The organism is Brevundimonas lutea, assembly GCF_003704105.1.
GTDB lineage: Bacteria > Pseudomonadota > Alphaproteobacteria > Caulobacterales > Caulobacteraceae > Brevundimonas > Brevundimonas lutea.
Genome location: NZ_QUOQ01000007.1, coordinates 112436 through 129777, shown reverse-complemented (window position 1 = coordinate 129777; position 17342 = coordinate 112436). Strand labels below are relative to the sequence as shown.

At 67.5% G+C, this 17342-nt stretch carries 15 protein-coding genes; 3 read left to right on the top strand and 12 right to left on the bottom strand.

All coding sequences use genetic code 11. The features are described 5' to 3' along the window. The first annotated feature begins 278 nt into the window (after positions 1 to 278). Together EES48_RS13060 and EES48_RS15195 are read left to right on the top strand one after the other, a co-directional pair. Positions 279 to 3377: a TonB-dependent receptor plug domain-containing protein gene (locus tag EES48_RS13060; protein ID WP_162998166.1), complete on the top strand. Its 3099-nt coding sequence runs from the start codon at positions 279 to 281 to the stop codon at positions 3375 to 3377. A 273-nt stretch (positions 3378 to 3650) separates the two neighbouring features. Further along, on the top strand, positions 3651 to 5597 hold the full coding sequence (locus tag EES48_RS15195; RefSeq protein WP_240623361.1) for a hypothetical protein: 1947 nt from the start codon (positions 3651 to 3653) through the stop codon (positions 5595 to 5597). Here EES48_RS15195 and EES48_RS13050 read toward each other — a convergent pair. From EES48_RS13050 to EES48_RS13030, 6 genes are all read right to left on the bottom strand, one after another. Further along, positions 5570 to 6646 carry a Kelch repeat-containing protein gene (locus EES48_RS13050; protein WP_122467958.1) on the bottom strand — a complete coding sequence of 359 codons (1077 nt, stop codon included), beginning with the start codon at positions 6644 to 6646 and terminating at the stop codon, positions 5570 to 5572. The two genes, EES48_RS15195 and EES48_RS13050, sit on opposite strands and share 28 nt — an antisense overlap. Positions 6647 to 6717: 71 nt before the next feature. Then, entirely contained in the window at positions 6718 to 7791 is a 1074-nt protein-coding gene (locus tag EES48_RS13045; protein WP_122467955.1) for a helix-turn-helix domain-containing protein, read from the bottom strand. 27 nt (positions 7792 to 7818) lie between these two features. Next, a complete protein-coding gene (locus EES48_RS14935; RefSeq protein WP_162998165.1) occupies positions 7819 to 8361 on the bottom strand; it encodes a DedA family protein in 543 nt (180 codons plus the stop codon). 2 nt (positions 8362 to 8363) lie between these two features. Beyond that, positions 8364 to 9203 carry a hypothetical protein gene (locus EES48_RS14930; protein WP_162998164.1) on the bottom strand — a complete coding sequence of 280 codons (840 nt, stop codon included), beginning with the start codon at positions 9201 to 9203 and terminating at the stop codon, positions 8364 to 8366. Next, positions 9200 to 10138, bottom strand: a complete 939-nt coding sequence (locus EES48_RS13035) for an ABC transporter ATP-binding protein (RefSeq protein WP_122467951.1) — start codon at positions 10136 to 10138, stop codon at positions 9200 to 9202. Before EES48_RS13035 ends, EES48_RS14930 begins: the two co-directional genes overlap by 4 nt. Next, entirely contained in the window at positions 10138 to 10542 is a 405-nt protein-coding gene (locus EES48_RS13030; RefSeq protein WP_122467948.1) for a GntR family transcriptional regulator, read from the bottom strand. Before EES48_RS13030 ends, EES48_RS13035 begins: the two co-directional genes overlap by 1 nt. Before the next feature lie 241 nt (positions 10543 to 10783). Here EES48_RS13030 and EES48_RS13025 point away from each other — a divergent pair, with 241 nt between their 5' ends. Then, positions 10784 to 12724 (top strand): DUF3363 domain-containing protein, encoded by a 1941-nt coding sequence (locus EES48_RS13025; protein ID WP_122467944.1) that lies wholly within the window; start codon positions 10784 to 10786, stop codon positions 12722 to 12724. A 15-nt stretch (positions 12725 to 12739) separates the two neighbouring features. Here EES48_RS13025 and EES48_RS13020 read toward each other — a convergent pair whose 3' ends face one another. From EES48_RS13020 to EES48_RS13000, 6 genes are all read right to left on the bottom strand, one after another. Then, positions 12740 to 13030 carry a hypothetical protein gene (locus EES48_RS13020; RefSeq protein ID WP_122467941.1) on the bottom strand — a complete coding sequence of 97 codons (291 nt, stop codon included), beginning with the start codon at positions 13028 to 13030 and terminating at the stop codon, positions 12740 to 12742. A gap of 591 nt (positions 13031 to 13621) precedes the next feature. Continuing rightward, positions 13622 to 14485 carry a hypothetical protein gene (locus EES48_RS13015; RefSeq protein WP_122467938.1) on the bottom strand — a complete coding sequence of 288 codons (864 nt, stop codon included), beginning with the start codon at positions 14483 to 14485 and terminating at the stop codon, positions 13622 to 13624. 101 nt (positions 14486 to 14586) lie between these two features. Continuing rightward, positions 14587 to 15090 carry a very short patch repair endonuclease gene (locus tag EES48_RS13010; RefSeq protein ID WP_122467935.1) on the bottom strand — a complete coding sequence of 168 codons (504 nt, stop codon included), beginning with the start codon at positions 15088 to 15090 and terminating at the stop codon, positions 14587 to 14589. 2 nt (positions 15091 to 15092) lie between these two features. Beyond that, positions 15093 to 16574: a DNA cytosine methyltransferase gene (locus EES48_RS13005; protein ID WP_122467932.1), complete on the bottom strand. Its 1482-nt coding sequence runs from the start codon at positions 16572 to 16574 to the stop codon at positions 15093 to 15095. Next, entirely contained in the window at positions 16574 to 16750 is a 177-nt protein-coding gene (locus EES48_RS14925; protein WP_162998163.1) for a hypothetical protein, read from the bottom strand. The genes EES48_RS13005 and EES48_RS14925 overlap by 1 nt, the downstream gene beginning before the upstream one ends. Positions 16751 to 16820: 70 nt before the next feature. Further along, positions 16821 to 17318 (bottom strand): hypothetical protein, encoded by a 498-nt coding sequence (locus EES48_RS13000; protein WP_122467929.1) that lies wholly within the window; start codon positions 17316 to 17318, stop codon positions 16821 to 16823. Positions 17319 to 17342: the final 24 nt, after the last annotated feature.

Sequence of the window (17342 nt, the reverse complement as noted above, 5' to 3'; positions counted from 1 at the left end):
GGAAACTTCCGTCGACCAGCTGGACCATCCAGCTGGTCGCGTTGGTTCGTGCCCGCGGCCAATCGCAGACACTTACAGTAATGTAAACGTCTATACTGTTTCCAATCAGATACGGCACTCGCAAATTGGCCGCGAGATTGCTTTAAATCGTTCAACAATATGTCCAAAGGCGTCAGGTTACTGATGCGACCCGACGAATGGGGCCGATGTCCGCATCGGGTTCGAGGCCATGGGGCTGGTCGGCGCGTCGCCAAAAATCAGGAGATGTCACGTTGCGTATGACCACCAAGACCCGACTTCTGACCACGACGGTCATGGCTCTGCTGGCGGCCACCCCGTCCCTGGCCCAGGAAGTGTCCCAGCCGGCGGCGGACGGCCCGGCGTCAGCCGAGGACGAAGCGACCGAGCTGGAAGAGATCGTGGTCACCGGCACCCGCCTGCGGGTGAAGGATTACGTCGCATCGAACCCCGTGGTCACCGTCACGGGCGAGGCGCTCGAATACGCCGGCGTCACCAATGTCACCGACTTCCTGACCGATATGCCGGCGCTCGTCGGGTCCACGACGCTGCAGGACAATTCCAATGCAGGTTCGCGCGGCTCCGTCGGCCTGAATCTGTTGAACCTGCGCAACCTCGGCACCGATCGCACCCTGGTGCTCGTCGACGGCCGACGCCATGTGGCGAGCTCGGCCGGCAGCTCGGCCATCGACACCAACACCATTCCGATCGGCCTTATCGAAAACATCGAGGTGCTGACCGGCGGCGCGTCTGCCGTGTACGGCGCCGACGGCGTGTCGGGCGTGGTCAACTTCATCATGAAAGACGACTTCGACGGCGTGGACATCCGCGCCCAGACCGGCGTCTCCGATGCAGGCGGAGCCGAGAACACCTTCATCAGCGCTCTCGTCGGGCGCAATCTCCTGGACGGAAAGGCGAACCTGACCTTCGCGGGCGAGTATTCAACCACCGACCGGCTGGCCTCCGGCGACCGCGACTTCTCGAGCCTGAGCGGCGCCGAAACGGTCGTGGTCAACCCGAACTTCGACGAGGCGACCTTCGACCCCAATGATCCGGAAACCTATCAGCGGATCTTTCGGCGCGGTGTGCGCTATATCGATACGTCGCCGGGGGGCTCGGTCTACACCGATCTGAACTTCGGCTCGATCTTCGGCGATCCGGGCTCCCTCTCGGGCGTCGACTTCAACGGTGACGGCACGCCGTTCCAGGACGGGATCTACACCAGCGGCTTCTCCATGATCGGCGGCGACGGATCACAGTTGGCCGCCTTCGGGACCGACCTGATTCCTCAGCTGGACCGCTACTCGTTCAACGCCACGGCCCGCGTGGAACTGGCGCCGAACCACTGGTTCTTCGCCGAGGGCAAGTTCGTCCGCTCGGAAACCCAGTTCCAGTCCCAGCCGTCCTACGACTATTCTCTCTTTATTCCGATCGACAACCCCTTCATCCCGGATGCGATCTACGACGCGGCCACCGGACCGGGTGGCATAGCGAATGCTCTGGGCGGCGTCCTTGTCGCCCGGGACAATTTCGATCTCGATTTCATCCGCCGGGACATCACGCGTGACACGGCGCGCTTCGTGGCCGGGTTCGAGGGCGCCATCACGCCCAATCTCTCCTACGAACTGTCGTTCAACTATGGCCGGACGTCGGAGACCAACATCGAACTCAATAACCGGATCAACGAGCGTTACTACGCCGCCACGGATGCGGTGGACGAGGGCGAGTTCCTCACCGGCACGCCCAACGGCAACATCGTCTGCCGTTCCAACCTCGATCCGACCGCCGTTCCATTGGGCAACTATCCGGGCTTCGGTTCCGATCCTTTCGACGCCGACACCTGGGGGACCACCTTCACGCCCGGGGCGAACTCAGGATGCGTGCCGCTGAATGTGTTCGGCGACGGCTCCCCGTCGCAGGAAGCGATCGACTGGGTCATGGTGGAGTCGACCGCCCGCGAGCGGATCGAGCAGTTCGTGATCAACGGGTTCATCACCGGCGACACCTCTCCGTGGTTCAGCCTGCCGGCGGGTCCCGTCTCGTTCGTGCTGGGTGGCGAATATCGCCGCGAAGAGGCCCTGTCGCTGCCGTCGATCGAAGAGGCCCTGGCCGAACAGGCCGGCTATGACATCAGCTGGCTGGGCGCAGGCTCGACGCTCCGCGGTGAGTTCGAGGTCAAGGAGGCCTTCGCCGAACTCAACATCCCGCTTCTGCGCGACGTGCCGCTGTTCCAGGAGCTCACGCTCGGCGGCGCCTATCGCTACTCGGACTATACGACCGTCGGTGAGACAGAGGCTTGGGAAGGGCGTCTTCGTTGGGAGGTGATCGACGACCTTTCGTTCCGCTCCAGCATCGCGCGTGCGGTCCGGGCGCCGAACATCGCGGAGCTGTTCCTGCCTCTCTCGCAAACCTTCGCGTCGATCAGCGACCCCTGTGACGACAACAACTATCAGCTCGGCATCAATCCGGAGGTGCGGGAGGCGAACTGCCGCGCTGCGCTCGGCCTCGGCCCGAACGACCCCTACACCTTCAACAACATCGCCTCGTCCTCGATCGAGGGCGTGATCGGGGGCAACCCGGACCTGGGTTCGGAAACGGCCGACACCTTCACGGTCGGCGCTGTCGTGCAGCCACGGTTCCTGCCGGGCTTCTCCATGGCGATCGACTACTATGACATCGAGCTGACGGACGCGATCCAGTTCTTCTCGGCCCAGAACATCGTCAACAAATGCTACGACCTGCCGCAGCCGAACCAGTTCTGCGGCCTGCTGACGCGCGATCCAGCCAACGACCAGATCGACTTCTTCCAGCAGTTCGGCGTGAACGTCGCGTCCTACGTGGCGCGCGGCTACGACCTGTCCTTCCGCTACCTTCTCGACCCCGCCGATTTCGGCATCGAGCAGGATATCGGGCGTTTCGGCTTCTCGCTGGTCGCGGGCAAGACCGAAGAGTTGACCTTCACCGAAGATCCCAACGATCCGCTCAGCGCCGACGAAACAGTGGGTCAGGCCTTCGTGCCGGAGTGGCAGGCCAGCTTCGACGCGACCTGGGAATGGCGCAACCTGCTGGTCAACTACGGCTACAACTGGTTCGACGAAACCCGACGCTACGAAGGCGTTCCGGACAATTTCATCGCTCCGGAGTACGCCAACTACGCGGCGCGCTCCACGCATGACATCCAGGCGCGGTACAGCATCAGGGATGGCTTCGTGGTGTACGGCGGCGTGAACAATATCGGCGATCAGCAGCCGGACCGAGGCCTTCGGGACTATCCGGTCGGGCCGCAGGGCCGATACTTCTACCTGGGCGCCACCGCCAATTTCGCGTCCCTGGGATCGCTCCTGCGTAATCCTTTCTGACGGCAGCCGGAGTGATCATGAGCGGGGCCGTAAGGCCCCGCTCGCATGTCCGGCGCCTGACAACCGGCTCGAAGGGGGGGCTCGCGCATTCACACGCGCGCCCTCTTCGTGGCATCGCGGGCCCAGCATTCTGTTCGATTGGGCCCCCCGGAACATGCCCCTCCGACCCAGAACCCTCGAAGAATGGCGTCTCCAGGCCGGATCGAACCGGGGACGTCGCCGTCCCAATCGTCTCTCCCTTGCCGGCGCTTCGCCGGCCTTTCCGGAGAGACCATGCCTCAGCCGCCCGCCAGACGCCGCCCGGGACCGAAGCCACGCCCCGTCGTCGACTACCCCGAAAGCCTGTGGGACCCGGTCGACGAACCTTCAGGCTTCGCCGACGCCCTCGATTTCCACATCGCCCGCCACGGCGAGACGGTCTGGGCTCTGCACCGCGCCGTGCGGGCCAGGGGCGGGCTGATCGACCGCACGACGCTCGTCAGCTGGAGGCGGGGCGAAAAGCTTCCCTCGACGCCCGCGACGCTGAAGGCGGTGGCGCTGATCGAGGACCGCTATCGGCTCGCGCCGAATTCCCTGGCGTCGAAGGTGGCGCGCTCTCACGCGGTGCAGCGCCCGGCCATCGCCGGGGTCGCGCGGTCCGAGCAAAGGCGGCTGGCCTGGCATCTGCCGGACGATTTCCACGCGCGGTCCCCGGCCGAACAGGCTGAGATCATCCACTGGGTCCGGTCCAACATCCTGACGGGAGGGACCGCCTTCAGCCGCTTCCACATCGAGGTGTCGAAGCATCGCTTCGCCTTCCGCTTCGATCTCAGCAAGGGCGGGCGGCGGCCGTCGGGGATGGCCCCGCCGCCGCAGCTGGCCGAGGAGGTCGCTGCGCTCATCGCCTTCAAGAGCGCGACCCTGGCGCCGGCCGGCTATCGCCGCTCCGGCGTCTGGGGTCCTGAGACCGCCGCCCAGAGGGCCGAACATCTCGGCCTGCTGTTCGGGGCGTTGGCGGCGTCGCGGGACGGACCGGTGCGCGGTATGGGGCTCCGTCCCCAGGACCTGACGCTCGCGATGCTGGCGGTCCCCGCCGTCTGGGACTGGTACGTGCGTTGGCGGGAGGCGCGGCGAGGCTTCTACACCGGTTGGGAAGTCGACATGATCCTGCTCGGGGTCGCCTTCACCCGTCGGGAGACGGGTTGGCTGCGGCAGTCACCGCAGCTGGCGGAGCGCCTGGTCGCGGCGCCGGGCCTGATCGAAGCGGGGGACATCGAGACCATCCGCTCGGACTGGGATGCGGCCTGCGAGAAGATGCATTCCCACGGCCTCGCCCGGGCCAAGGAGATTCAGCGGGTGGCGAGGGTCCACCGCGATCCGTTCGAGCCCTTGTTACCAGTGCTGGAGGCGGCGAGCCCGGTCGCGGAGTACCGCAAGATCACCGACGAGATCCTGCGACGCATGCCGGACGCCCGGCGGGCGCCGCGCGCCGCCGCCGAGGCCTCGCGCGGCTTCCTCATGTTGCGGCTCGGCCTGCATACGGGGCTTCGCCAGAAGAACCTGAGGCAGCTGCTCTATCGGGAGCGTGGCCAGCCCGCTCGCACGGAACGCGAGCTGGAGGCCCTGAAACGCGGCGAACTGCGGTGGAACGCGCGGGAAGGCGGCTGGGAGGTCTTCATCCCCTGTGCAGCCTTCAAGAACGCGGACTCCGCCTATTTCGCGAAGCGGCCCTTTCGGCTTTTGCTTCCGGATCTGGGAGAGCTCTATGCCGTGCTTGAGCGGTATCTTGAGCGCGAGCGGGCGCTGCTGCTCGGCGACGCGACCGATCCCGGGGTCCTGTTCGTCAAGACGGTCAAGCGGACCAGCGCCGACGCCGCCTACAACCAGACCACCTTCTACGAGGCCTGGCGGCTGGCGATCCAGCGCTATGGCATCCGCAATCCCTACACCGGCAAGGGCGCCATCGAAGGCTTGCTGCCTCATGGGCCCCATAGCGTTCGCGATGTGCTCGCGACCCATGTGCTGAAACAGACGGGGTCCTACGAGCAGGCGAGCTACGCCATTCAGGATACGGCGGCGACGGTGGCGGCCCACTACGGGCGCTTCCTTCCGCAGGACAAGGCGGCGCTCGCGGCCAGGATCCTGAACCAAGTGTGGGAGACGGACGGAGCGGCGGTTCAGACTTCCAGCGAGAGCGCCGCCGGCCGGGGTGATCAATCGCAGGTCATCGGCGGTCGATAGACCTGCATGGCGTTGGTGCCGGTGTTGCCGCCGAGGGTGACGGCGCCCCCCGGGAGATGGATGCGCCCATCGAACACGGCGGCGCCCTTCAGACCGTGCACGGCGATCGGCAGATCGGCCAGGCGTGTCCAACGGTCGGCGCGGGGGTCATAGCCGTAGGTGGTGGGGGTGAGGCCGAGCACGTGGCTGCGTTCGCCCTCGCCGCCGAAGACGAACAGGCAGCCGGCGTGGACCGCGGCGGTGATCCCGCCGACGGCCGTGGGCAGGGGCGCGCCCCGGCTCCAGGTGCGCGTGGCGGGGTCGTAGATTTCGACCACATCGACGCGTTCGGCGCCCGCGCCGGGTCCGATGCGCCCGCCGGCGACAATCACCTTGCCGTCGATGGCCGCCATGGCGAGGTGGTTTCTCTGGGTCGGCATGTCCGGGAGCCGCTCCCAGCTGTCGGTCGACGGGTCATAGACCTCGAAGGCTGCGCCTCCAGGGGGGCGACCGCCGGCGACATAGATTTTGCCGTCGATCACCGCCTTGCCGCCGCCGCTGCGCGCGGTGGGCATGCGCGCCCGCTCGAGCCAGCCGCCGGCCGCCGGGTCATGCATCCAGACCGTGTCGACAAAGACTTCCGGCCGCCCGGTCGAGGCGCCGTCCAGTTCGCCGCCGATGACATACATGCGGCCGTCGACCGATGCCGCCATCATATGGTGCATGGGCTGCGGCAGGCGCGGACCCAGGCTCCAATGGTATGTCCGTGAATCATAGATCTGCACCAGGTCGGACGGCAGGCGACCGGGCGGATAGCCGCCCATCACCCACATGCGTCCGTCCATCTCTGCGATCGCGTGCTCGGACCGGGCCAGCGGCATGGCCGCGCCCAGACTCCAGCCCTCGACCTCGAGGCCGGGGGGATAGCCGCCCGTGATCCGTCCGTTCCAGGTCTCGGTGAGCAGGTCGCCCTGGGCGATGACGGTCGGGCGCGTCGCGTCGGGCTGGGCCGTGGCCGACGACGCCATGAGAAGCACCAGGGCGGCGATCGCCGCGCGGGTCGTGGTCATGTCGATCCTCCTCTGACGGAAGGCATCGGAACAGTCGGGTCCAGACCCTGCGCGCCCTTTTTCGAATTCGGCTAGGCGGACTCCGCAATCGGCGAGGCCGCGCGCAGGCTCGCCTCCAGCCGGAATTCGCTCGGCGTCATGCCCTCGGCCGCCTTGAAGGCCCGGTTGAAGGGGCCCAGCGAATTGAATCCGGCGTCGAGGGCGATGGTGGAGATCGGCACGTCGTGCTGGGCCGGATCGGCCAGGGCGGCGCGGGCCTCGGCCAGCCGCCAGGCGTTCAGATAGGCGTTGAAATTGCGATAGCCGAGCCGGCGGTTGATCAGTCGCCGCAGCGCATATTCCGGGGCGCCGATGCGCGCGGCCAGGGCGCCGATGGTCAATCCCTCGGCGCGGAAGGCCTTGTCGACCTCCATGGCGCGCCGCAACCGGTCGTGAAGCCGGACTTCCGAGGCTTCGCCGATGAAGGGCAGGTCGCGCACGCCGGGCGTGGCCGTGGCCGGCGCCCGGGCGAAGATCTCGGGGGTCCTCAGTCCCGCCACCAGCCAGGCCATGGCGAGCCCGGTGACGAAGATGCGGATGACATTGAGGTCAACCACCAGCGCCGACGGTCGGCCGGGAGCGAGGTAGGAGGTGGTGATCCCCACCATGAACAGGGCGCTGATCAGGACGAAGGCGACCCGTGTCCGCCGGCGCGACTCCAACAGGTCCGCGCCCCGTCCCCGCCAGGCGATCCAGGCGGCCGAGAGCGCCAGAGTCACCTGGGCGATCTGGTGCGGGACGCGGATCCAGTCGGTCGGCAGGCCCAGCCGGCCGGACACCATCCAGAGGCCCCCGCCGACCACCATGGTGCCCCAGATCACCCAGTCTTGCGGCCTCATGCGGAAGTCGTCATCGAACAGGGCGCGGGTGAACAGCCAGAAGGCGGCGGCCTTGCCGAAGGCGACAACGAGCAGCGGGAAGGCCCACTGGTGCGCCCAGAGGACGAAGGGCGGGATGTTCAGCGCCCACCAGCCGGTGCTAAGGGCGAACAGCGCCCCCAGGCGCGCCAGGGTGCGGTCGCCGCCGTCGCGCAGGAGGATGACGGCCAGCACCAGGAAGGTGGTGGCGGCGCCGCCTCTGAGGACCATTTCCAGGGCGTCAGGCATGGGGGCTCCCGAAGGACGCTCGGACAGTCAAACGCTAGCAGAAACCACGCCCGCGCCAAGCTTCAGACCGACCGCGGCGAGGTAGCCGGGCGCCAGCATCAGAGGAACCCACACCACCGCCGAGATGATGTTGAGGGCCTGAAACCGGCGCGAGGTCATGGCGCTCATGCCGGCGATCAGCGGGACGAAGGCCCGGACCGGTCCGGTGAACCGGTAGAGCAGCAGAACAGGCAGGCGGCTGGTCTTGAAGAACAGCCGGGTGCGGGCGACCTGCCGCCTCTGGGGGCGCAGCCAGCGGTGCCGAAAGGCGACGGGGCCGAGACGGCGTCCGAGCCAGTAGGACAGCGCGTCACCCAGGATCGCGCCCATCAGGCACCAGAAGATGATGGAGACGGGGTCGATGACGCCGCCGGCGCAGAGGCCGCCGGCCACCACCATGACGGCGGTCGCCGGGACGACGGCGCCGACGAAGGCCAGCGATTCCCCGAAGGTCAGCAGGCCGAGCAGCGGGCCGGCCCAGGCGAGGTGGCTATGCAGGGTGTTGTTGAGGAGCGTCTCGACGGCGTTCATGGTCAGACGTCCCTTGGCCGCAGCAGGGCGACGGTCACCGCCGAGAAGGTCACGGCGGCCCAGAACAGCAGGGCGAGGATCCAGTCCTGGAATGTCGGGAGCCCCGACCAGGCGATGACGCGGCGGCCGTCGGGAAGGGTGAGCTCGACATCGAGCCGCTCCAGCCCGCCGGTGACGAGGTGATCCAGACCGACGGGGCCGATGCCCAACCATTGGAGAGCGCGGGCGACCAGATCGTCGGGGCCGAGCTCGAGGCCGATCAGGGCCGCGACGACGCTCCCGATCAGCCAGACCGCGGGGCGCCGCAGACCCAGGACCCAGGCGGTCCCGAGGCCGTAGCTGACCGTGACGGCGGCGAAAGGCGTGACATAGCTCCACCAGGGCGCGACGCGCGCCAATGGTCCCGCCGACGGATCGGAAACGAGCCGGCGGACGTCCGTAAGGACGATCTCCCCGGTCGTGGACAGCGCGACCAGGCCGACCCAGGCCAGGACGAGGGCCAGGGCCGCCATCGCCCACAGCCATCCGGCCGTCATGCGGGCGATCATGTGTCCGTGCCGCCCGATGGGCATGGCGGCGAAGGGGGTTGGGCCGAAGGCGGGGGTCTGTTTCCACAGGGTCCAGGGCAGGGCGAAGCCGGCGGCGAACATCAGGGCGACCGGGACGATGGCGAAGTCCAGGGTCGAATCGGGCTGCATGTAGCCGGTCGCGATCGTCAGCGAGACGACGACGATGAAGCCCGCCACGAGGGCGGCTTCGAGCCTGAGCCCCGCGACCAGGAGCCTGAACTGGGCCATGGTCGCCGAGGCGAGGAGCGCGGGAGCGGCGGGGGCTTGGTTCATCGGGGTGTCTCCGCGCGCAGCAGGACCAGGACGGTCTGTTCGAGGGACAGGGTTCGGACGTCGGTGACCGACACGCCGCATTGTCTCAGGCGCTCGACGCCGCGGCCGGCGTCGTCGCGCAGGATCCAGCGTCGCTCCAGCCCGAGGCGGTCGACCGAGAGAATCTGCGACTGCAGATCCGCGGGCGGGCTCCAGTCTTCGCTGGGCGGGCGGCCGCGACACTCGCGCAGGGAGGCCTGCAGGTCGTCCAGGCTCTGCTCGGTGGAGACCCGTCCCGCGTTGATCAGGGCGACGCGGTCGGCCAGCCCCTTGATCTCGTGGACCAGATGGGTGGAGATCAGGGTGGCGCAGCCGGTATCGGCCAGATGTTCGGCCAGGAGCGCCAGGGCGTCGTCGCGGATGACGGGATCGAGACCGTCGGTCGGCTCGTCCAGCAGGAGCAGCGCGGGGCGATGGGCCAGGGCGAGGAGCAGCTGGACGCGTCTCGCCTGTCCCTTGGACAGCTGGCCGACCCGGCGTTTCAGGTCGATGTTCAGACGGCGGACGATGAGCGCCGCATAGGCCTCGTCCCAGGCCCGGTAATAGGCGCGGTGGTGATCGACCAGACGGCCGACCGTTGTCCATCGGTGTCCGAGGTTGGTGTCCTCGCGCACATAGCCGGTGTTGGCCCGGATGCGCGCGCCGTCGATCGCCGGGTCGAGGCCCAGGACCCGGAGGTCGCCGGCGTCGCGGGACTGGATACCCTGGAGAACGCGCAGGAAGGTGCTCTTGCCCGCGCCGTTCGCCCCGACCAGGACGCAACAGGATCCCGAGGGGAGCGACAGTGTGAGGTCGCGGAGCGCCGACGCGCGCCCAAATCGGCGGACGACACCGGTCGCGGCCACGGCGAGCGGCGGTGCTTCGGGATCGACCCTGGCTGCGGAAAGGGACGGCATCAATCGTGGCCTTCGTCGTGTGGTGTCGGGGAGGGGGCCCGATCCGCCTGGCGGATGGCCTCCATGAGCATCTTGGCGGTCAGGCCGTGCTTGGTGGCGTCGGCCAAGGCGCGGCGCGCCACCCCCTGGGCCAGAAGCGCCTGGTCCTCGCCTAGCGCGGCTCCGTCGGCGGCCGTCAGGAAGGTGCCCTGGCCGCGCTGGACCCGAACGACGCCTTCCCGCTCCAGCTCCCGGTAAGCCTGGGCCACGGTGTTGGGATTGATCCGCAGATCCACGGCGAGCTGGCGAACCGACGGCAGCGGCTCGTCGGGGGCGATCAGGCCGAGCAGGCGCGCTCGCCGCACCTCGTCCATGATCTGGAGGTACAGGGGCCGCCGATCGTCAGGGTCGATGGAGAAGGCCAAATCAATTCGCCGGTGAATGGGTGTACTGGTAGACTAGTACACTAACTCACAAGGCTGGCAAGGGGCGTAGGTCAGGCCGGCGGATGGGAATCCAAATCATCGAGAGGCAACCACCCCCACAGCGACAGGGAGGAAGGGCAAGATAAAATCGGCTGTGCGACCCTGAAGGATCGCTCGCCGGTACATCTCTGGAAGTGAGGGTCGGAGGAGAGCCGGGTCCGGGGTCGCGGGAGGCGACGTCGTGGGTGAGTTCGACGAGGACCGGGCCGAGATCAGGGCGACCCTGATGGCCAGTCGCGAGCGGGCGGCGGTCTGGCTCAAGGGCCTGACGTTCGCGGGGCGGGCCACCCGGGCCATGACGCCCCGGCAGCGGGCGCGGCACTTCTCCGGCAAAGGCGGGCCGGGGCGCTTGAGGGGCGCTCCGTCGGGCGCCGCCGGCGGTCAGCGGCGGGTCATGGTCAAGGCGCGGGTGGTGCGGATGACCCCGCAGGCGGCGAAGGCTCTGCGGACCCATGTGCGATACGTGGCGAGAGACGGCGCGGGGGAGGACGGGGCCGAGGGGCGGTTCTTCGACCGGGGGTCGGATGAGGCGGACGCCCGGGCCTTCGTGGGACGCTGCGAGGGCGACCGGCATCATTTCCGGCTGATCGTGAACCCGGAGGATGGGGCCGAGCTTCCCGATTTGAAGGCGTACGCCCGTGAGTTCATGGGGCGGGTGGAGCGCGATCTCGGAACCTCGGTCGATTGGGTGGCGGGCGCGCACTACGACACCGGGCGACCGCATCTGCATATCCTGATGCGGGGCGTCCGGGACGACGGACGAGACCTGGTGATGTCGCGGGACTATGTCAGCCATGGTTTGAGGAACCGCGCGCAGGAGCTGGCCACTGAGCTCCTGGGGCCGAGGCTGGAGCGGGACGTCGATCGTGGGGTTACCGCCAACCGGGTCACGGCGCTGGACCGGACCCTGGTCGAGGTGACGCGGGACGGGAAGCTGGGGCTCGCCGATCTGCCGGAAGGGTCACGCGAACAGCTGCTCCGGCGTCTGGTCCATCTGGAGACCGAAGGGCTGATCACACGCGAACGGGCGGGTCGCTGGTCCGTGCCGGACGACCTTCGCTGGCGATTACAGGTGCTGGGGGAGCGCGAAGGAAGGGAGACGGCGGCGGTCGAGGCGGTGCGGAGCTCCGGAGGTCTGGCGGATTTCGGGCGGCTGGAGGCGGTGGAGCTTGCGCCGGGCCAGGGCGTGGTGGGGCTCTATCGGGGGGCGGCGCCGGTCGGGAGCCATGCGGACGGGCCGCAGGTCCTGGTGCTGGAGATGGAGGATGGACGGCTGGGGCATCTGCGGATGCCGAGCCTGCGGTCGGTGGTGGAGCTGGACCAGACGCCGGCCCGGGCCGTGGTCGAGGTGAAGGCCAAGCCGGTCGCGCCACGGCCCTCCGATCTGACCATCGCCGAGGTGGCCTCGGAGCGGGGCGGGGTGTGGTCGCCGGAGGATCACCGGGCGGTGCGGCCGCGGGACTCTTCGGCCTTCATCGAGCGGCATCAGAGGCGGCTGGAGGCCATGGGGCGCGAAGGGGCGTGCCGGTCTCTGGGCGGCGGAAAGTTCGAGGTGACGACGGATTACGTCGGCAAGGCCACCGCGACGGAGCGGGATCGTCATGGCGGCGCTTCGCTCGAGATGAGCGTTCTCGACGGACGGTCCGTCGAGCAGCAGGTGACGGCCCGGGCCGAGACCTGGCTCGACGATCAGCTGGGCAAGGATCCGGCGGCCCTGGGCTCGGGTCCGTTCGGGGAGCTGGTCCGGGATGCGCTCCCTCGCCGGGCGGAGGCGTTGCGGGCGATGGGCATTCCGGCGGAGCTCGGTCGCCCGCTGACGCGGGAGCAGGGCCACCAGCTGCTGCGCATGGAGATCGAGGACCTGGCGCGGTTCGCGGTCAACGGTCGGAGCGTGCGGCTGGCCGTCGAGGGACAGCGGTTCACGGGGACCTATCTGCAGAAGATCCAGTTCGGCCGGGTCTCCTTCGCCGTCATCGAGAACCCGGCGGTGGTGACCCTCGCCCCCTGGCGGGCGGCGCTGGAGGCCTGCCGGGGCCAGGCCATGAACGGGGTGATGCTGGGCGGCCAGGTCGACTTCCGGTTCGGACGTCAGGCGTCCGGCCGCGACGGGCTGGAGCTCTGACGTCCGAAGCCGAAGTTAGATTGAAGGGCGGTTCTCGCTTGGGGAGGGCCAGTCGCCGTCGCGGCGTGGCTGACTCGACGACGAGCGAAGGCCGGTCAGCCGGCTGCGGGCCCAGTCGTGGAGCAGGCTCTTCGGATAGTAGGGCGTGCGCCCCAGGTGGGTGACGGGCGGACCGTCGGAGCGGGTGCAGAAGATCTTGGCCAGCGTCGCCGGGGATCGGCGGATGCCCATCTTCAGAAGCTCGCGCGAGGCTTCCTTGCGGTTGAGCAGGACGTCGTCGGAGGCGAGGATATCGAGGTCGGTCATGGCGGGTCTCCCTTTGCTGTGGAGACACGCTGGGCTGTGGAAACTGGGAGGCGCAAGGGCTGGGCGAGGCCGGTTCCGGACGGTGAAACACGGGTTCAAACGGCGCCGTCGGCGCCCAGGTCTTTCCACCGGAAACGGTCTGAAACCGTCTGAAATCACACCCGCCTCTCGGGATCGTGATCGGTCGGGATCCGTCGCGAGATTGCTGGTGTGTGACGGCTATTGCCTAGCCTGTTTGCGGAGATTGTCGATCCGCTCGCGGCAGGCCTCGGCGACCAGGTCGCGGAGGCGGGTGGCGGCCTCGGTCAGGGCGGCCAGGTCCTCCGGCGTCACGTTGTGCTGGCCGGAGTAGCTGGGTCCGCATTCCCCAGAAATCGGAGCGATGGCGATCTCATTCGTGAATTGAACAAGGCCGCCATCGTTACAGCCAAGAAGGGTCCAATAAATGGTTCAAAGTGGTCACCCACGAAACTAACAGGAAGACCTGCGATAGCTGCCCAGGTCCGGCCGGGCCGGGCCCTCGGCCAGAGCGCATCCGGCCATCCTGCTGCACGAAGTGGCAAACGAGCCGTAGCTTTGGCCTGACAGGGGTCAGTTTTTTGCTCTCACCATGACCAGCTGAGCTCCCAACGCCCAGGCTTCCGCGCCGACCGCCAGCGCAAAGGCTGCTTCTTCGCTCGGCGCTCGTATTCGCAGTCGTTCCAGCCGGCGCGCTCTCAACCCGGGCTGTCGTCCGGACTCGGACGGAATGGCGTACATGAGGCGCTCACTGCGTTGCTTGTGCTCCGCCTGATCAGGGCGACGGATCATGTCTCTTCGATCGAAGCCGGCATGGACGCGCCGTAGGGAGGCGGCCAGAGTTTCGCCACCCTCCCGCACCTCTCGCACCAACGTCTCGTCAAGGCCGACGGGAGTCAGGCTTTCGAGGGGAGCGGGCTTGGAGCAGGCGTAGGCGCTCCTGCGGTCGTATACGATCCGGTGACGGCCGTCAGGCTGACCGGTCGCTTCCAGGGCGTCTCGGATCGCCGAAGGGGCGACGATGAGGGATTGCGCAAGAACCCTATTGGCCTCGTAGTGCCCGAGGTAGATTTCCCAATCATGAAATTTTGGGGAGACGTAGACGACCTGGGCGCCATCCTGTTCAGCCTTGAGCAGGAGCTCGTACTGACCGTCGGGCTCTGCCGTGTCGACCCTGAATCGCCAGAAACCATCTTCAAGCGGCGGCCTGGGCGCCGGACGAAAGCGCTGCATGGCTTGGCCTAGCTTGAACTGCAGCAGCAGCGGTCGTCCCGGCCGGTTGAACCCAACGTCGAAGCCAAGCTCAGCCTCATGCAGAACGCTTGGCAGGAAGGGCGTAACCTCCAGTCCGGCGGCCCGCAGCCGCCGCTCCGTCTCGCGGGTCACGCCGTAGCCGTAGGAGAATTCTGAGAGGCGTTCGTGCAGCTCGATGGGCATCAGGTGTCCTTTCAGAGGGAACGGCGTCGAACTGGTCCCAAGCGTTCCTCAAGGGTCCGCGCGACGTCCTGGAAGGCGCTATTTAACGTCTGGGGAGAACTTCAGTCCCGGTGGTGTGGGGTGAACGGACGGTTTCCGCGGATGGCGAGGCGGTCTGCGCTGTCCATGCGAATGAACTGAGCGAGGTCATGTAGGATCCTTGCTTCAGGCCTGCGATCACGGCCTCGCAGAGCACACTCCCAGACCGTCGCCACCCTCCAGCCCTTTGCGAGCAGGTCAACCTCGGCCTGCGCGTCGCGCATGCGGTTGAGATTGATCTTTGTTTCCCAGAATGCGGTGTTGGTGCGCGGTCGGACGCCAAGATCGCAGTCATGTCCATGCCAAAAGCAGCCATGGACGAACACGACCGCCCGCGCTGACCGGAAGACCAGATCCGGCGTGCCGGGCAGACGCCGATCGTGAAGTCTAAAGCGAAGACCGCTGGCATGCAGCCCACGACGGATCAGCATCTCCGGCTTCGTATCAGCGCCTCGGATGGCGGACATGTTGCGCCGACGCTGTTCGGGGGTCAGCGGATCGGCCCGGGTCGCCTGCCGACGCGTCAAGATCAGGCGGCCAGTCTGCCTGGACGACGCTGATTGCGGCCAACGGCGCGTTCGAATACGGCCGCGATCTCGCCGGCGACAGCGCGAGCAAGCAGGGGTGGAACGGCGTTGCCGATCTGGCGGAAGGCGGCGTTCATCGCGCCGCAGAAGACGAATCCATCCGGGAAAGACTGCAGTCGCGCCGCCTCCCGCACCGAGATCGTCCGCGACTGGGCGCTGTCGTAGTGGATATGGCTATAGCTGTCCTTGCCCAGATGAGCCATCAGGGTCCGGGCCGGTAGGTCCGGCTCCATCTTGCGCCATTTGTTCGGGAACTTGCCGGTGTCGTAGGGCGGCACGATCGATGCCCGAAGCGCCTCCCACTCCGCACTTCCGGTCCGAACGATCTTCCCTCGCCGCTTAAGATCAGCCAGAGCCTCCTCGAACATGCGGACCGCGGCGGCATGCGCCTGCGGATACTGATCGCCGGGCAGCAGACGTCCGAACAGCTTCCAATCCCGCGGCAGATAGCGGATCACGTGGTCCCACACCCCCTCGGCGCTCTCAAACCCCGGCCAGCCGCGCATCAGCGTCGCGTAATCGGTGTTCCGGCGCGTCGGGTAGGCCGCCAGTTCATCGAAACGCCGCGCGCCGCGTCCGATGTCTCCCCGCAGATGGGCGGTGATGGGCGGCAGGTCGCCCATAGCGTCCATGGCGGTTACCGCAGGCTCCAGGCCCGGATGGGGCAGCGCCGCCGGCACATAACCCGGCGCGGCCCCGTCGTGTGATCGCAGGAGCTTGAGCGCGACCTGACGGCTCCCGGCATAACCAGGCGGCAGTTCCACGTGATGGGTGGGTTCTGGGAACCGTATGTCGACGTCAAGTTCGCGCCGGACAGCGATCAGGATCATCCGCTCACGCATCTGGGGCACGCCGTAGAAGGCGGCGTTGAGCAGGGTGTAGCGGGCCTCATAGCCCAGCTCCTCGAGGAAAAGCCGGGTCTCCTCGGCGACGTTCTGGCCGCCGTGATTGAGGACGTCGGGCACATTCTCCATGACCAGGGCGAGAGGCAAGAAGGCCTCGACGTAGCGCAGATACTCCAGATAGAGCCGGGCCCGGGCGTCCATGCGGAAAGCTTCCGGGTGTTCGGCGATCTCTCGCAGCTTCGAGCGGCCGACCCGCGCGAATGCCTGACAGGGCGGGCCGCCGACCAGGACGTCGATGGCCTGGTCGACCGGCCCCAGGTCAAGCTCATGCGCCAGCTGCTGGGGCGTCAGTTTCGTGATGTCGCGCGCCCGTGCATGTCTGGGATCGCCAGGATGGAAGTTGGCGCCATGAGAGGCGGCGGCGTCACGGTCGAACTCCACCGACGCCGCGATCTCGAACCCCTGGGCGTGAAACCCCAGGGACAGGCCGCCGCAGCCCGAAAACAGATCCAGAACCCGAGGCGCGCCGCCCTTTCGGAGGCGTTCGATGCGGGCGAGGACGGACGCATCGCCCGACATCAGGCGGTCCGCCGGCGAGGCGAGGTGTCGCGACCGTAGCCTTCGCGGTCCAGGTGGTCCCTGATCAGTCGGGCGATCAGGGTCGACTTCTTATGGCCCCGCGCCTCGCAGAAAGCCTCGAACCGCCCGGCGTCCTCGGGGGGCATCAGCACCTGAACGCGCACGGTCTGGGTCATTGATTCGGCTCCTTGGCCTAGCGTCGTCGCTGGCGAGTCCGAGGTCAACACAAGTGTGCAGTTCTGCGCATCAGCGCGAGGCGGACGCGGGCAGATAGATTTTCGCCTGAGCCAGGGTGCGGGCGGAGGCTCCGACGTACCAAGCGTTCATGCGGATGTCCCAGCTGCGAACCTTCACGAACAGATCCCAGTCGATCTGATAGATCGCCTTCAGCGACCAGTCGTCGTCCAGCATGACGATCAGCAGATATTCGAACAGCCTTTTGTCGGGATCGGCGCGATCCGGATAGATGGTTCCGGTCTTGCGGCCCGTCTGGATGCATTTGATCGAATAGCGTTCGCCGCGATCAGAATTGGCGTCGACATTGGCCGTGCCCGCCCGGGCCTCCTGCAGCTTGGGCAGGCCCCGGGTGCTGTTGAAATACCGGATCGCCAGCTGCTCGGCGACGCCGCCCACGGTGGTCGGCAGATCGCGCCGCCTGATCTCGCGCTGCAGTCGCGCCCGCAGACGATACAGCGCCTCGTCGCTGAGCCCTTCCAGGCTGATCTCTGTCGTCTCGTCGTCCATCCGCCGCCTCCCAACCTTCACATA

Excerpts from the sequence above, each read along its gene's own strand:
- EES48_RS13060 (WP_162998166.1), top strand. The coding sequence starts at position 279 with ATGACCACCAAGACCCGACTTCTGACCACGACGGTCATGGCTCTGCTG.
- EES48_RS15195 (WP_240623361.1), top strand. The coding sequence starts at position 3,651 with ATGCCTCAGCCGCCCGCCAGACGCCGCCCGGGACCGAAGCCACGCCCC.
- EES48_RS13050 (WP_122467958.1), bottom strand. The coding sequence starts at position 6,646 with ATGACCACGACCCGCGCGGCGATCGCCGCCCTGGTGCTTCTCATGGCG.
- EES48_RS13045 (WP_122467955.1), bottom strand. The coding sequence starts at position 7,791 with ATGCCTGACGCCCTGGAAATGGTCCTCAGAGGCGGCGCCGCCACCACC.
- EES48_RS14935 (WP_162998165.1), bottom strand. The coding sequence starts at position 8,361 with ATGAACGCCGTCGAGACGCTCCTCAACAACACCCTGCATAGCCACCTC.
- EES48_RS14930 (WP_162998164.1), bottom strand. The coding sequence starts at position 9,203 with ATGAACCAAGCCCCCGCCGCTCCCGCGCTCCTCGCCTCGGCGACCATG.
- EES48_RS13035 (WP_122467951.1), bottom strand. The coding sequence starts at position 10,138 with ATGCCGTCCCTTTCCGCAGCCAGGGTCGATCCCGAAGCACCGCCGCTC.
- EES48_RS13020 (WP_122467941.1), bottom strand. The coding sequence starts at position 13,030 with ATGACCGACCTCGATATCCTCGCCTCCGACGACGTCCTGCTCAACCGC.
- EES48_RS13015 (WP_122467938.1), bottom strand. The coding sequence starts at position 14,485 with ATGCCCATCGAGCTGCACGAACGCCTCTCAGAATTCTCCTACGGCTAC.
- EES48_RS13005 (WP_122467932.1), bottom strand. The coding sequence starts at position 16,574 with ATGTCGGGCGATGCGTCCGTCCTCGCCCGCATCGAACGCCTCCGAAAG.
- EES48_RS14925 (WP_162998163.1), bottom strand. The coding sequence starts at position 16,750 with ATGACCCAGACCGTGCGCGTTCAGGTGCTGATGCCCCCCGAGGACGCC.
- EES48_RS13000 (WP_122467929.1), bottom strand. The coding sequence starts at position 17,318 with ATGGACGACGAGACGACAGAGATCAGCCTGGAAGGGCTCAGCGACGAG.